Source organism: Ohtaekwangia sp., from assembly GCF_036786105.1.
In the GTDB taxonomy this organism is placed as follows: domain Bacteria; phylum Bacteroidota; class Bacteroidia; order Cytophagales; family Cyclobacteriaceae; genus Ohtaekwangia.
Map to the genome: position 1 here is coordinate 1 of NZ_DAIQRQ010000088.1, position 15,306 is coordinate 15,306.

14 protein-coding genes and 3 tRNA genes are annotated in these 15,306 nt (G+C 46.7%); 7 read left to right on the forward strand and 10 right to left on the reverse strand.

Features of this window, described 5'->3' with window-relative positions; genetic code table 11:
- The 10 genes from V7Q33_RS21795 to V7Q33_RS21840 all read right to left on the reverse strand — a co-directional run.
- A partial coding sequence (locus tag V7Q33_RS21795; protein ID WP_333821257.1) for an efflux RND transporter permease subunit occupies positions 1 to 2,291 on the reverse strand: 2,291 nt, incomplete at its 3' end.
- Positions 2,292 to 2,298: 7 nt separating this feature from the next.
- Positions 2,299 to 3,366, reverse strand: coding sequence for an efflux RND transporter periplasmic adaptor subunit (locus V7Q33_RS21800; RefSeq protein ID WP_333821258.1), 1,068 nt, complete (start codon positions 3,364 to 3,366; stop codon positions 2,299 to 2,301).
- Between the two features lie 33 nt (positions 3,367 to 3,399).
- Positions 3,400 to 4,761, reverse strand: a complete 1,362-nt coding sequence (locus V7Q33_RS21805) for a TolC family protein (protein WP_333821259.1) — start codon at positions 4,759 to 4,761, stop codon at positions 3,400 to 3,402.
- Positions 4,762 to 4,803: 42 nt separating this feature from the next.
- Entirely contained in the window at positions 4,804 to 5,439 is a 636-nt protein-coding gene (locus V7Q33_RS21810) for a TetR/AcrR family transcriptional regulator (RefSeq protein ID WP_333821260.1), read from the reverse strand.
- 129 nt (positions 5,440 to 5,568) lie between these two features.
- Positions 5,569 to 6,333, reverse strand: coding sequence for a 3'(2'),5'-bisphosphate nucleotidase CysQ (gene cysQ, locus V7Q33_RS21815; RefSeq protein WP_333821261.1), 765 nt, complete (start codon positions 6,331 to 6,333; stop codon positions 5,569 to 5,571).
- A gap of 8 nt (positions 6,334 to 6,341) precedes the next feature.
- Positions 6,342 to 7,601 (reverse strand): sulfate adenylyltransferase subunit CysN, encoded by a 1,260-nt coding sequence (gene cysN, locus V7Q33_RS21820; protein WP_331983079.1) that lies wholly within the window; start codon positions 7,599 to 7,601, stop codon positions 6,342 to 6,344.
- Between the two features lie 33 nt (positions 7,602 to 7,634).
- Positions 7,635 to 8,543 (reverse strand): sulfate adenylyltransferase subunit CysD, encoded by a 909-nt coding sequence (cysD, locus tag V7Q33_RS21825; protein ID WP_331983081.1) that lies wholly within the window; start codon positions 8,541 to 8,543, stop codon positions 7,635 to 7,637.
- A gap of 37 nt (positions 8,544 to 8,580) precedes the next feature.
- Entirely contained in the window at positions 8,581 to 9,177 is a 597-nt protein-coding gene (gene cysC / locus V7Q33_RS21830) for an adenylyl-sulfate kinase (RefSeq protein WP_331983083.1), read from the reverse strand.
- A gap of 450 nt (positions 9,178 to 9,627) precedes the next feature.
- Positions 9,628 to 10,452 carry a 3-deoxy-8-phosphooctulonate synthase gene (gene kdsA, locus V7Q33_RS21835; protein WP_333821263.1) on the reverse strand — a complete coding sequence of 275 codons (825 nt, stop codon included), beginning with the start codon at positions 10,450 to 10,452 and terminating at the stop codon, positions 9,628 to 9,630.
- A 5-nt stretch (positions 10,453 to 10,457) separates the two neighbouring features.
- Positions 10,458 to 10,997, reverse strand: coding sequence for a KdsC family phosphatase (locus V7Q33_RS21840; RefSeq protein WP_331983087.1), 540 nt, complete (start codon positions 10,995 to 10,997; stop codon positions 10,458 to 10,460).
- An 89-nt stretch (positions 10,998 to 11,086) separates the two neighbouring features.
- Between V7Q33_RS21840 and V7Q33_RS21845 the strand changes: the two genes are divergently transcribed.
- From V7Q33_RS21845 to V7Q33_RS21875, 7 genes are all read left to right on the forward strand, one after another.
- Entirely contained in the window at positions 11,087 to 13,519 is a 2,433-nt protein-coding gene (locus V7Q33_RS21845) for a penicillin acylase family protein (RefSeq protein ID WP_333821264.1), read from the forward strand.
- On the forward strand, positions 13,516 to 13,869 hold the full coding sequence (locus tag V7Q33_RS21850) for a hypothetical protein (RefSeq protein WP_333821266.1): 354 nt from the start codon (positions 13,516 to 13,518) through the stop codon (positions 13,867 to 13,869). The genes V7Q33_RS21845 and V7Q33_RS21850 overlap by 4 nt, the downstream gene beginning before the upstream one ends.
- Before the next feature lie 96 nt (positions 13,870 to 13,965).
- A complete protein-coding gene (locus V7Q33_RS21855) occupies positions 13,966 to 14,364 on the forward strand; it encodes a DUF2541 family protein (RefSeq protein ID WP_331983093.1) in 399 nt (132 codons plus the stop codon).
- A 211-nt stretch (positions 14,365 to 14,575) separates the two neighbouring features.
- Positions 14,576 to 14,667 (forward strand) — tRNA-Ser (locus tag V7Q33_RS21860).
- A gap of 33 nt (positions 14,668 to 14,700) precedes the next feature.
- Positions 14,701 to 15,051, forward strand: coding sequence for a four helix bundle protein (locus tag V7Q33_RS21865; RefSeq protein ID WP_331983095.1), 351 nt, complete (start codon positions 14,701 to 14,703; stop codon positions 15,049 to 15,051).
- Positions 15,052 to 15,076: 25 nt separating this feature from the next.
- Positions 15,077 to 15,150, forward strand: a tRNA-Arg gene (locus tag V7Q33_RS21870).
- An 80-nt stretch (positions 15,151 to 15,230) separates the two neighbouring features.
- Positions 15,231 to 15,304: transfer RNA gene (locus V7Q33_RS21875), tRNA-Pro, on the forward strand.
- Positions 15,305 to 15,306 lie beyond the last annotated feature (2 nt).

The window sequence follows — 15,306 nt, forward strand, 5'->3', positions numbered from 1 at the left end:
GCAAGTGTGGCGCGTTCCTGCTTCGGTGTGGTAAGGTATATATCATAGTCTTCGCCTTCCGCATCAGAAAAATTGCCGACATTGAGCCCGGCAATGGCCAGGCGAATGGTGCGATCTATATCTACGGTGTTGATGCCCGTCATGCGTGCTTTCTCCTGGTTAATTACCACGCGCATATCGCTTTTGAGATTGCTTACCGGGTTGTTCACATAGAGTGTACCCTCGGTTTGCTGCATCATGCTTTCCACGCGGCCGGCCAATGCCCGCAAGGTATCGAGGTTGTCGCCAAACAACCGTACCTCTACCGGTGCTACTACCGGAGGACCTTGCTCAAAATTCTTTACTTCAATTTTTGCGCCTGCATACTGATGAAACTCTTCCCGCAGTTTGTTGATGATCTCAAGCTTCTTGTCAGGTGATGTGTGTTCATCCAGTTGTACAAAGGTCTGTGCAAAATCAGTGCGCTCGTTCTCCTGCGAAACGTTATAGTATACTCTCGGATTTCCCTTTCCGACATTGGATGCATAGAATTTTACTTCCGGAATTTTACTCACCACGCGCTCAACGTATCGGGAAACCGAATCCGTCTGTTCCAGGTTGGTTTGCAACGGTGTAATGGTATTGATGATGAACTGTGGTTTCTCAGACGCGGGGAACAAGGCAAAGCCAATCACGGGAAACAATTGCAACGAACCGAAGAATATCAAACCAGCAACCACGGTGGTAACAATGGGATACTTCAACGCTTTGTCCAGCAGGCGCGCATAGCTGCCGTGGATCATCTTCTGCAACACACGGAGAAATACATTACCATCTGCATGCTCATGGGTTTTCAGTATACGGCTTGACAGGAATGGAATTACTGTAATGGATACAAGCATGGAAGCGAGCACAGCCATGATCACCGCCATGGGTAAACCACGGATAAAATCACCGGCCCCTTCGGGTAAAAATACCAGTGGCATAAAAGCGATGATCAGTGTTACGGTACAACCCACTACAGCCAAACCAATTTGTCGTGTAGCTTTGAGCGTAGCATCCAGTCGCGTGTGTCCTTCGCGCATCCAGCGTTCAATGTTTTCGACTACCACAATGCTGTCGTCTACCAGTAAACCTAACGCTACAACAAGCCCCACTATACTTAACTGGTTGAGGTTGATGCCTAACAAATTCAACAACACCAAACCAATGGCCAGTGATAATGGTATAGAGATCATCACCACCGTAGCAGCACGCCAGCCCAAGGGCAGCAGTGTAATTGACACTAACAGAATTGCGATCAGAAAATCTTTACCCAATCCGGACAGACGACCATTTACATTGTCGGCCTGATCGAAATGGTGTACCATATCAATATTCGATGGCAATGTGGTAGCGAACGTTTCAAGCACTGGTTTATATACCTTCTGGGTGTTGGTTATGTTCAGGCCCGGCTTCTGTGCCGCTACTACAAACACGCAGCGATGTCCGTTCAGTCGTGTGATGTGCTTTGTTTCTTCAAACGTAGTGTAGGCATCGGCTACATCTTTAAGCTGTATATTTTTATTGTTGGCAGAGTATACAATGGTGTTCTGAATTTCTTCGAGGGATTTATAGTTACCACTGGTTTTTACGCTGAACGACTTTGAGCCAGCTTCCACACTTCCGCCGGGTATATTGGCCATCTCGCTTTGCAGGCTGCCCATGATGGCATCGAGTGGTATATGCATCTGCGCTATTTTTTCGAGGCGAAGCTCAATGCGCACGATCTGTTCCGGAAGTCCCTGTACCTCCACGTTCTTCAGCAACGGTATACGTTCGAGTTGATCTTTCAATTCCTCCGCATAATATTTCATACGGGTGCGCGAAGCATTCTCTGATATAAGCGCTATTTGCACGACATTAACATCTGAAGGTTGAAACTTGTTGATCTCAAGACTATAGATGTCGCTTGGCAATTCCGGACGAAGGCTGTTGATCTCGCGCACCAGTTCCTGGTATTTTTCATCTGGATCGCTTTCATATTTATATTCTACGCGAAACACCGCCAAACCATCGCTGATGGTGGTGCGCACGCGCTTCATATCTTCCAGCTCGTTGATCTTTTCTTCTACCGGATCAACAATAAGCTCTTCCATGTCTTTGGGGCTTGTACCGGGATATACCACGATGATGGCATACTGTGGCGACTCCACTTCCGGGTCTTCGCTGCGCGGCATGGTAAACAATGTTGTTATACCCAGTGCCACTGCCATGAGGAACATTACCAGCGTGAACTGGTAGTTCTTTACTGCATATTCTGAAATTTTCATAGCGCAGTTATTTTACAATGGTGATGGGAGAATTATCGGAGAGATAAGCACTGCCGGCAACGATCAGTGCGTCGGCTTCTTCAAGACCTTTGCTGATGCGTATGGTCTGGCCATTGAACGATTCAATTACCACGGGCTGCTTGCGCGCGGTCTTGCGGTCGGAGGTAACAAACACAAAGCCTTCGTTATCATTGGCATCCAGCACGGCTTCGTAAGGAACACTCCATGATGAAACCGGTTTGCCGGATTGAATAGTAGCCTGTGCAAACATACCGGAAGCCAGTTTTATACCTTCTGTTTTCAATTGCAGCTCGATGGTAAATGTACCGGTCTGCACATCGGATGTTTCTGACTTACGACTTACTACTGCCTGAAATGTTTTGCCGGGGAATGCATCAATCTGTACAACCGCAGCATCCTGCAGATTAACTGTGCTCCATTGCTTATCGCTTACACTTACTTTTAATACCCACTTGCCTTTTGCTGCACCATTGGTAGTAAGTATAGGATTGCCGGTGCTGACCACCTGCCCTGCATTTACAAACTTGTGCAATACATAGCCACTCTCCGGTGCATGTATCTCGGCAAAGCTTCTGTTGAAGGTAGCTGCCTGTAATTGTTCTTTCGCTACGGCAAAAGCTGTTTCTGCATTTTGGAGTTGTTCGAGTGTGGCCACACTATCTTTATACAAATTGGTAACGCGTTGAAAGTCGCGTTGTGCCTTCTCGTAACCGTGCCGTGCCTGCGACACTTGAGTGTTGATCTCGGTAAGATTCAGGGTTGCTAATAGCTGACCTTTCTGTACACGATCGCCCTCTTTTACCAGCACGGTATTTACTACACCTCCGATCTTGAACGACAATACAGTCTCGTCATCGGTAGTTAACTGTCCGGAGGCTTTGATGGCGCTGGCAGCTGATGTTTTTTCGAGAGCCATTACTTTTACCGGAACAGGATCAGCACCGGATGGAATGCTTACGGTTTTTCCTTTGCTATCGGTACAAGCCTGTAGCAGAAGCAGCAGCAGCGCGAGGATCAACGCTGTAGCGGTGAAGTGAGTGGTGAATTTTTTCATACGAGTATACAATGTTTTAGGTGAGATGATTTTTTAAAGTGTATAGGAAGCAGTTTCGCGTTCGAGCCTTGCCTGCGCCGTTAGCATTTCGAACAAGCGAAGGCTTTGCTGAAGCTGTGATGCGGTGAGCTGATTGCGTGCATCGAGAAACTCAATGAGGGTATTAACGCCTTGCTGGTATCCTTTATCGATCAGGTTGAAATAGCTCTGTGCCGATTTCAATTGTTCCTGAGAAGCCGCATAATTTTGAATGGTGGTATGCAGATTATTGCGCGCTATAGACACCGATAACTGAAGCTGTCGTGTGGTGTTCTGCAGATTAAATTCAGTCTTCTGTATTTCCAGTTTGCTCTGGCGAATGTTCATGTTGTTACGAAAGCCCTGGAACAACGGCAGCGAAAGATTTACGCCTACGAGATAATAGCGGGAATCGTGGTTCACTTGCCAGTTGGATGCCTGCGAGCCGAGGTCAATAAACGCATTTACTTTCGGCACGCGCGACAGTCGGTTCATGCGCAACGATGATTGATTGATGGCACGTGCCGTCTGGATCATCTGCAACTCTTCGCGCTGTTGCACGGTAGAGGCCGTGGTATCGGCTATAGCAGCTTCCTGCAAATCATCTACTGTGGCGTTGATGGGTGAATCCAGATCTTTATTGAGCAGGAAGTTGAAATACTTTTTCGCGTTGGCAACTTTATTTTGTGCGCTGTTCAACTCTGATTTCACGCGTTCAGCTTCACTCTTCGAGCGTAGGTAATTAGCCGGAAGGCTTTTACCATTGCGCAGCAGTGATTCGTTTATCGCCACATTTTTATTTACCAGACCAAGCCCGCTTTCATATATACCTACTGCGGCCACAGCGGAGAGGTAGTTGTAATAAGCCTCTTTGATGTTGAGCACGAGTTCGCGTTTGTATAACTCTACTTCAAACTCCTTCATCATTACCTGCTGACTTTGTATCGTTCGGTTGAGGTATAGATCGGTGTTAATAATGGGCATAGACGTGCGCACCCGTGCATCGTAAAAATTCCTGGGAAAGAAATTCTGTTTTACATTCTCCACATGCGGAAAGGCATCGCTGTTGGTCATCTGGTTCAGCGAGGTATATACCGGGTTCAGCAGATCGCCGATGGGTATAGCAATGGAACGCCCGCCTTCTCCTGATGTATAGTCGCCTAATAAAGTAACAGATGGCAGGAAATAGGTTCTTGCGATCTGCAATGATTGCTGCGCCTGCTGCAAAGAAATGCTCTTCTGCTGCAGTACCTGGTTGCTCTTCAGGCCTTCTTGTACATAACTCTCCAATGCGGGCTGTGCCTGCACGGCTGTGGCGAGAAGCACAATCGCCAGCCAGGAAAGTGTAATTAGGGTCTTCAGGGAAAAGGTTTTCATCGATATTTTAGTTTACAGTGTTAAGTCGTAGAGCAAAAAAATTTATTGTATCTTTTTGGGGTGCATGCGATCTAAAATTTGCACAATAATGTCGGCAGCTTTCTTATCCAGGTCGATGCGGGTAGCTTCAGTCACCACGTCATCGCAGCGGTTACGTATTTTGAGCGAGCAGATACCGTGCACCATCGACCATAAGGTGAAAGACAGCACCTCGGCATCCATGCCTTCAAAGTATCCTTTGTCAATGCACTGCTGCACAGTATTCACAAGAAACCCGAATGCACGCTGACCTTCCTCCCACTTCGATTCATCTTTCGTAATGGCATTGATCGGAGAACGATTAATGAACATCAGGTCATAAAACTCTCCATTTTCACGTGCAAAATTGATGTAGGTCTTGCAGACAGCTTTGAGCCGCTCGAATGGATCCTGCACATGTTCCAGCGCACGAAAGTATTGATTGAGCAGGATGAACCCTTCCAGGTGCAATGCCCGGAAGATATCGTCTTTGTCTTTAAAGTATAGATAGATTGTAGTGGGTGAGTACTCGATGCGCTCTGCAATGTTGCGGATGGAGGTGTCTTCAAAACCGCGCTCAATAAACAATTCCTTAGCAGCCTGAAGGATCCGTGATCTCAACTCTTCTTTCTGACGCTCTTTTCTGGATGCAATGGTCATGACTTTTTGCGAGTAACAATTTAATTAACGGTGTTAAGTTAATAACGGTTTCGAAATAATGAGCGTTTTTTTTGAAGAATTTTATTACGAGTGTTAAAACCTGTGATTTTGAGGCCTTTGGAAGGGATGTTATCGGACCAGGAAATATGGATTGAGCAGGGTTTCCTTGTTGTAAAGCAACTCCTCATTGCCGCGGCCGAGGTGGTATACCTTCATCCCCACCTCATGCAGAATGGCATGGGCAGCGGCAGTATCCCACTCCATGGTAGGTGCATATCGGGGGTAAACATCAGCTTTGTTTTCTGCGAGCAGCATAAACTTGAGGCTGCTACCCTGCGATACCAACGAAGGTTGTTTCAAGGATTGGATGAATGCTCTTGTCTCGTCATTCATGTGCGAGCGCGAAGCTACCACGCGAAGGCCCGGCTGTTGTAAATCGATGGGCAATCTGTGACCGAGCTTGCTGGTTATCTGCATTCTTTTTACAAAGGCGCCTGTTCCTTCGGCACCAAAATATATATCGCCGGTAACGGGTACCAGCACAACGCCTAATACAGGCACGCCCTGCCGGATCAACGCTATATTTACGGTAAACTCTCCGTTGCGTTTCAGAAACTCTTTGGTGCCATCGAGTGGATCAACCATCCAGAAGTGTTCCCAATGCTTTCGCTCTTCGTAGGGAATGGTTTTTCCTTCTTCACTTAATACAGGCAATCCTGAAGGTTGCAATGTCTCAGTAATAACCTCATGTGCTTGTTTATCGGCCAGCGTTACGGGAGAATTGTCGCCTTTGGCTTCTGCCTGAAAATTACCGGAATGATAAACTTCCAGGATTTTCTCTGCCGCAGCTTCCGATGCCTGTAGTGCAAGTGGCAGGAGCAATTGATAGTCCATGTCGGTCATCAAACGATCATCCCCGCAGCTACCGTTTCATTCGTGCCTTCATCTACGAGGATCACGCTTCCGGTGATACGGTTCTTGCGATAGCTATCGAACAGCAACGGCTGGGCTGTGCGGATGCGCACCCGTGCAATGTCGTTCATGGTAAGATGATCTACATTCTCTGCACGGTGCAGCGTGTTAATGTCGAGCTTGTATTGGATCTCTTTCAACACACCTTTTACTTCGCGTGAGGTGTGGCGCACAAAGAACTTCGTGTTAAGGTTTACCGGCCGCTGGTTCATCCAGCAAAGCATCAGGTCTATATCCTGCTCGGCCTGCGGATGATTGTTGGGCTTGGCGATGATATCGCCGCGACTGATGTCGATCTCATCTTCGAGTGTGATCGTAACCGACATCGGAGCAAATGCCTCCTCCACTTTTTCACTGCCAAAGTATATATCTTTTACTTTTGACTGAAAACCGGAAGGGAGCACAAGCACGTCTTCTCCCGGACGAAAAATTCCACCGGATACGCGCCCTGCATAGCCTCTGAAGTCATGATGCTCTTTGGACTGCGGGCGAATAACATACTGTACCGGAAAACGACTATCGATATGGTTGTGGTCACTCTCAATATGTACCGTCTCCAGCATGTGCAGTAAGGTTGCGCCCTGATACCAGTCCATATTCTCGGAACGGTTCACTACGTTATCGCCTACCAGCGCGCTGATCGGCACAAATTGTATGTCAGATACCTCCAGTTTGGAAGAGAACGCTTTATACTCTTCCATGATGCGTTCAAATACTTCTTCATTGTAATCAACAAGGTCCATCTTGTTTACGCAAACAATGATGTGCGGTATTTTAAGCAGCGATGCTATAAACGAGTGGCGATACGTTTGCTCCACCAGTCCTTTGCGCGCATCGATCAGAATGAGTGCGAGGTTGGCAGTAGAAGCTCCCGTTACCATGTTACGGGTATATTGAATGTGTCCCGGTGTATCGGCAATGATGAACTTGCGCTTGGGCGTAGCAAAGTAGCGATACGCCACATCAATGGTAATACCCTGCTCGCGTTCAGACTTCAGGCCATCGGTTAATAATGAAAGGTCTACATAATCAAATCCTTTCTTGGCACTGGATGCCTCCACAGCTTCCAGCTGATCTTCAAAGATCGATTTGCTGTCGTATAGCAAGCGACCGATCAATGTACTTTTTCCATCGTCCACACTACCGGCAGTAGTAAAGCGAAGAAGCTGATTATTGATATATGAGCTCATGTAATTGGCAGATTTAAGATTGAAAATATACTCCTAGAAGTAACCGGATTTCTTGCGGTCTTCCATGGCTGTTTCCGAACGTTTATCATCCGCACGTGTACCGCGTTCTGTTTTGCGCGATGCAGCTACTTCCGCAATGATCTTCTCGATCGAATCTGCGTCAGACAGCACAGCTCCGGTAATAGGCATATCGCCACACGTTCTGAAACGCACCGTCATCTTCATCGGCACTTCATCCGGTTTCAGTTTCAGCCACGGTGATGTTGAGAGTATCGCGCCATCGCGGATGATTACTTCACGTTCGTGTGAATAGTATAATTTCGGAATCGGTATATTTTCCTGGTGTATATATTGCCACACATCCATCTCCGTCCAGTTCGAGATCGGAAATACACGGAAGTGCTCACCTATATGTTTACGTCCGTTGAATAAATTCCAAAGCTCCGGACGCTGATTTTTCGGGTCCCACTGTCCGAATTCATCCCGGTGCGAGAAGAAGCGTTCCTTTGCGCGGGCTTTCTCTTCATCGCGTCTGGCACCGCCCATGGCTGCATCGAATTTATATTGTTCAATCGTATCGAGCAGTGTTACAGTCTGCAGGGCATTACGGCTTGCATTGTAACCGGTCTCTTCTTTGGCGCGACCTTTATCTATACTTTCCTGCACCGAACCAACAATGAGTTTTACACCCAACTCGTTCACAAGCCAGTCGCGATATTCCATCGTCTCCGGAAAGTTATGTCCGGTATCAATATGTACCAATGGAAAGGGGATTTTGGCAGGAGCAAACGCTTTGCGCGAAAGATAGGCCAGCACGATGGAGTCTTTCCCTCCGGAGAATAACAATGCGGGCCGTTCGAACTGGGCTACTACTTCACGGATCACAAAGATTGCTTCCGCTTCCAGTTCCTTTAAATGACTCAGATAATATTGGTGGCTCATTCTAAGTTGTATTCTGGTTGATAAATTGAAGTTACCCTTACCCTATCCAGGTAACTTTTGGTAAAATATACTGCATCAGTTGCTCTACGGCTTCTTCCACCGGCACGCGATCGGTCGGTATAACAATATCGGCACGCTCGGGCGCCTCATAGGGAGAATCTATACCGGTAAAGTTCTTCACTTCTCCGGCACGCGCTTTTTTATAAAGACCTTTTACATCGCGCTGCTCGCATACTTCCAGCGGTGTATCAACAAATACTTCAATATAGTTCTCTGCACCTACTATATTTTTTACCTGCTCGCGATCGGCATGAAACGGAGAGATGAATGCAGAGAGCACAATAACGCCTGCATCCAGCAACAACTTCGATACCTCTCCTATTCTGCGAATGTTCTCTACGCGGCCTTCATCAGTAAACGTGAGGTCTTTGTTAAGGCCGGCACGCACGTTGTCGCCATCGAGCAAATAGGTTTTAAATCCTTCTGCATGGAGCTGCGCTTCGAGTTGCACGGCCAAGGTTGATTTGCCAGAGCCGGATAATCCAGTAAACCAGATCAAACGTGCACGCTGCTTTGAAAGCGCCTCGCGCTGCTCTTTGCTTACTTTGGTTTTTATGGGGTAAATGTGATTCAAAGGACTTCAAAAATTTAGGTGGATGAATTAGAAAAAACTGCTGATGCTCAGATGTTAGCAACAACAAACGGGTTTACAGAAATGTAAATCCGTGATTGATTTTTCTATTCTCTTTCCATCCGCGTGGCGGCATGTGTTGATACATGTACTACCTGAACGATCCATAAACCACTAATCTTGTAGAGTATTGGCAAAGGTAGAACGAAAGAGGAAGTCTACAAGAAGAATTGAAGAAGTTGATGCTAAAATTTTCTTCTTCCAAACGGATGTTTGTAAAGAGCCTGCGAGCCTCAAGCTGCGAGCTGCTAGAAGTACGGGGGTAGTTTGGAGTACGTGTTTCTACGAAACAAAGAAGCTCATCAAGTATTGACGAGCCTCTTTGTATTTTTTCCAGCAGCCAGAAGCCCTGCAGCCTCTTTAATCTCACAGCTCGCAGCTCATAACTCGCAGCTATTTCCCTATTTCCCAATAGCGCTTCAGCATTTTCAAAAAATCTTCCATCTGGTGAAGTGGTATCATGTTCGGGCCATCGCTCAGGGCTTGGTCGGGGTTGGGATGGGTTTCGATGAAGAAGCCATCTACACCAGCCGCGGCTGCAGCACGGGCGAGGAACGGAGCAAACTCTCGTTGTCCTCCTGAAGATCCGCCTTTACCGCCCGGCTGTTGCACAGAGTGTGTTACATCGAAGATCACCGGCGTAAATTGACGCATAATGGGAAGTGAACGTATATCCACAATGAGTGTGTGATAGCCGAAGCTTGCACCGCGCTCGGTGAGGAACACGTTGTGGTTGCCTTCTCCCCTTACCTTGTCCACAGCATACTTCATATCTTCCGGTGCCATGAATTGTCCCTTCTTGATCTTGACGGCTTTGCCTGTACGTGCAGCCGCTTTCAACAGATCAGTCTGGCGACACAGAAATGCCGGTATCTGCAATACGTCTGCCACTTCTGCCACCTCTGCACATTGATACGACTCGTGTACATCGGTTACGATCGGCACGTGAAGTTCTTTCTTCACGCGACTGAGTATTTCAAGTCCGTCTTCTTTGGATGGACCGCGGTATGAACCGGATGAAGTACGGTTGGCTTTATCGAATGATGATTTAAAAACATACTGAATGTCGAGCTTCTCACACAACGCTTTCACTTTGCTGCCGGTCTCTATACAAATCTCATAGCTCTCTGCAGCACACGGCCCGGCAAACAAAACCATGCGGTCACCTCCCACTGTAATCTTGTCTGCGATGTTTACTGTATCCTTGAATATTTCCATGTTGTTTATACTTTCAAAATCTTTTCAAACTCTCCACGTGCAGACAACACCAGGTCGGCCACTTCGCGCAGCACACCGTTACCACCTTTGGCGAACGTTACCAGGTCAACACGGTCTTTTATATAGTCAAATGTATCAGCAGGACATACGCTGAGCCCCGCGCGCCTGAAAACAACCAGATCGTTAATATCGTCCCCGATAAATACTACTTCTTTGGCTTTCAGCTTGTAATGCTCTACTAATTTTTCAAATGTAGAAGCTTTGTCGAGAATGCCCTGGTGGCAGAAGTCAACCTTAAGTTCAGCACAACGCTTGGTGGTAGCGCCTGATTCCCGCCCGGAGATAGCACCGGTAATGATGCCGGCTTTTCGTAAATGACTGATGATCTGACCATCCTTCACATTGAAGTTCTTGATCTCTTTGCCAGTCTCATCATAAATGATTTTTCCTTCGGAGAGCACACCATCTACATCAAAAAAAATAGCCTTTATATTGCTGGCTTTCTTTACCTGCTCCTTGGTATACTTTGCTAGAATCTGTTTCAAATCGATTGAAGGGTTCGGTTATTCACGGAAATGTGCTCCGAAAATTAGAAAAAGGTTTTTACTTTCAAGCACTCAAACCTGAACTGTACATGAAAGTTTTCAAGTTTTTGCTCTCTTTCCTGATTACGGCTGCGCTCATTTACCTGCTCGACCACAGTTGGATCGTGAAAGGAAACCGGCTTCCGCCACTTGGAAAATTCCTTGATCCCTTCCACGGCTTCTGGCAGAACATCGAACAGAAAGATGATTCCACACATACTGAACCACTGGTTATTCCGGGATTAAAAGACAAGGTTACGGTTCTTTACGACAGCATAGGCATCCCGCATATATTTGCCAATAACGATGAAGATTTATACTTCGCACAAGGCTATGTTACCGCCAGAGACCGCCTGTGGCAAATGGAAATCCAAACGCACGCTGCCGCAGGAAGAGTATCCGAGATTGTAGGTGCTATAGCATTGGAGAACGACCGGGCTGCGCGCAGACTCGGTATGGTATATGGTGCTGAACATGCACTGACCGGCATGATGAAAAATCCTACCACCAAAATGATGGTGGAGAAATATACCGAAGGAGTAAACGCCTACATCAATACATTACAGGATAAAGACCTGCCGTTTGAATACAAGCTGCTGGACTATAAACCCGAACCGTGGACAACGCTCAAATGCGCGCTGCTTTTGAAAAACATGGCAAAGACACTTTGCATGGGCGATAAAGATATCGAGATGACCAACGCCCTGAAGCTATACGGCAAAGATGTACTTGAGCTTCTATATCCGGATCGTGAACCGGTTGGCGACCCGATTGTTGACAATGCCAATGGCTGGAAGTTTAAGCCCATAACATTCGATTCTGTTCCACGTGCCGTGCCCGATGAGTATATACAAGTAGCAAAATTACCGGGCGCTGATCCTACCACCGGCAGCAATAACTGGGCGGTGAGCGGCAGCAAAACAGCTACCGGTGCTCCTATACTGTGTGGTGACCCACATCTTAATTTATCATTACCATCGCTATGGTATGTGGTGCAATTACACGCGCCCGGCACCAATGCCATGGGGGCTTCCCTACCCGGCTCGCCTGCTATTATCATCGGCTTTACCGATTCCGTTGCATGGAGTGTTACCAACGCACAACGCGATCTGGTTGACTGGTATGCGATTGAATTTGAAAATGGCAAACGTGATAAGTACATGCTCGATGGAAAATGGACAGATACCAAAAAAGTAGCAGAGCGAATCATCGTACGCGGTGCCGATACTTTCTACGACACCGTGGCCTATACACACTGGGGGCCGGTAACATACGATGAAAATTTCAAGGACAAAGACAATCACAAGCAATACGCGTTCCGGTGGATGGCACACGATGAATCGGAAGAGCTCATGACTTTCTATAAACTCAATCGTGCTAAAAATCACAACGACTATCTCGATGCATTGAATCATTACTCAACACCTCCGCAGAACTTTGTATTTGCTTCAGCCGCTGGAGATATAGCGATGCGCATTCAGGGAAAATACCCGGTACGCAGACCGCTCGAAGGAAAATTTGTATTGGACGGAAGCAAAACCAGCAACGGCTGGCAGGCCTATATACCGTTCGATCAGAATGTACAGTATAAAAATCCCGCCCGTGGCTTTGCCAGTTCAGCCAATCAATATCCGGTAGATGCAACGTATCCATACTATATTACCGGTGTAAATTTTGAAGCCTATCGAAACAGAAGGATCAATGCTGTGCTGGCTGCTTCGAACAAGATCACTGTAGAAGATATGATGAGGTTGCAGAATGACAACTTCAATCTGAAGGCATCTGAAAGTTTACCTATATTTCTAAGCCAGCTGGATTCAGCACATCTCTCGCCTGATGAAGTAAAAGCATTTAACATTCTAAAGCACTGGAATTACATCAACGATAAAGATTCCGAAGGGGCAGCCTACTATGAAGCCTGGTGGAATAATGTGATGCCACTTACGTGGGATGAACTCGAAAAGAATAACATCACGTTATCGCGCCCCACAACATTCAACACAATACGCCTGATCAAAGAGAAACCGGACTTCACCTTCTTTGATATACAAGGCACACCTGAAAAAGAGACGGCACGCGAGGTAATCCGCAAAGCATTCTCATTAGGTGTTCAGGATATAAGTACATGGAAGAAAGAGCACGGCGATATTGTGCATTGGGGTCAATATAAAGACAGTTTCATAGGACATTTACTTCGGCTCGAACCACTCAGCGTTCACGTACTGGCGGGCGGCAACCGCGACATTGTGAATGCTCACTCCAAAACACATGGCCCTTCATGGCGAATGATTGTGAGCCTTGAGAAAAATGGTGTAAAAGCGTGGGGCGTTTACCCGGGTGGTCAGTCTGGCAATCCCGGAAGCTCGCACTACATAAACATGGTTCATACGTGGGTGGACGGTAAATATTACCCGCTGTTATTTCTACAGCAGCCCGAAGCTTCTGCAACAACTTCTCTCCTGCTTAACCCTGAAACAAAATGAGATTCATCCTGCAAACCATCGCCATATTTGTTCTCGCCTATATACTTGAGATGTTTTTGCCCTGGTATAGTGTAGCACTGGCGGCTTTTGCATTAGGCTATCTGTTGAAATCGAACGTGAATTTTCTGGCGGGCTTCCTCGCCATCGGCTTGCTGTGGTTCATTAAAGCGTGGATGCTCGATGCCAACAGCACCACTGATCTGGCTGGTAAAGTTGCGCTGATATTTCCTGTAAAAGAAAAGATCTGGCTAATGACTGTGACTGCCTTGCTGGCTGCGCTGGTAGGAGGCTTCGCTGCCCTTAGCGGTGCCTTGCTGAAGCCACAGAAGCGCAAAAGTTATTACCGGTGAAACATCTTCGAAAAATAATGCAAACCGCACTGCCATAGTCGGCTGTAAAGAATTAACTTCGATTCATCCAAAAAAAAACCTAAATATATACTTGCTATGAAAATCAAAAGTATTTCGTATGCACTGATGATCAGTGCCGTTGCAATCGCCCTGTGCAGTTTTGCCATTGCCGATAATTGGGTAGAGATCGGCTCACGAAAAGTAAATTTCGGACTCGACCGCGATGTTATTAACGTATCGTATCGCGATGGCTATTTTGAAGCGATCAAGATCGTGGTACGCGGTGGCGCCTTGAACATGCACAAGTGTACCGTATATTTCGAGAATGGCGGCCAGCAGGAAATAGAGCTTCGCCACAATTTCGGAAAGGGCACCGACAGCCGCGTGATCGATCTGAAAGGGAACAAACGCTTCATTGACAAGATCGAATTCTGGTACGACACCAAAAATGCTGCGAACCGAAAAGCAGAAGTGATTGTGTGGGGTCGCAAGTGAGCTGATCACATCAGAAAAAATTGAACGCATGTGCTTAAAAAGTTGGCAGTAATGGCATCAATCCAAAAAACATTTTGCGACACGTTGCGATAGTTTACTGCCAACTTATATATTTGCACTTCCTTTTTGAAAAAGGGCTCTTTTTAGATCAAAAACGAGCTTTCTTCCAAAAGTGCAGACTAAAAAGGTCTGATAATAAGCTAAAAAACCTGGAGAGGTGGGTGAGTGGCTTAAACCAGCAGTTTGCTAAACTGCGGTACTGGGCAACCGGTACCGGGGGTTCGAATCCCCCCCTCTCCGCCAACGGGGTTGTGATGTTGTGACTAAAACAGCGCCATGTTTGATTTTGAAAAACTAGAAGTATACCAGATCGCCAAAAATCTGGTAACAGATTCACTGAAGATCATCTTCTCCAACGAGAAGCTTGATCCCTATATAAAGGATCAGTGGAAAAAAGCATGCATGGATATTTTGCTGAATCTGGCAGAAGGTACTGGTCGTATGACCACCGCAGATAAAAAGCACTATATCACAATTGCCCGAAGTGCTGTTTTCGAATGCGTGGCAATTCTGCAGGTGTTGGGAGAATTAAACTCCATCCCGTTAACACAAGCGCAGGATTTATACGAGCGTTATGAGAAGGTTTCCAAGATGCTGTTAGGCATGTATAGAAGCCACTCTGAATAAGATCTCAACACAAAAGACTCAATAGGGTCCGGTAGCTCAACTGGATAGAGCATCAGCCTTCTAAGCTGAGGGTTCGGGGTTCGAGTCCCTGCCGGATCACTAAAAAAATATTCTGAATATTAGGTTCAGAATAAGGTTGGGTAAAGAGAAAATTATATCTTTGCACTCCCTTTTAAGTTCGGGGTGTAGCGTAGCCCGGTATCGCGCTTGGTTTGGGACCAAGAGGTCGTCAGTTCGAATCTGGCCACCCCGACA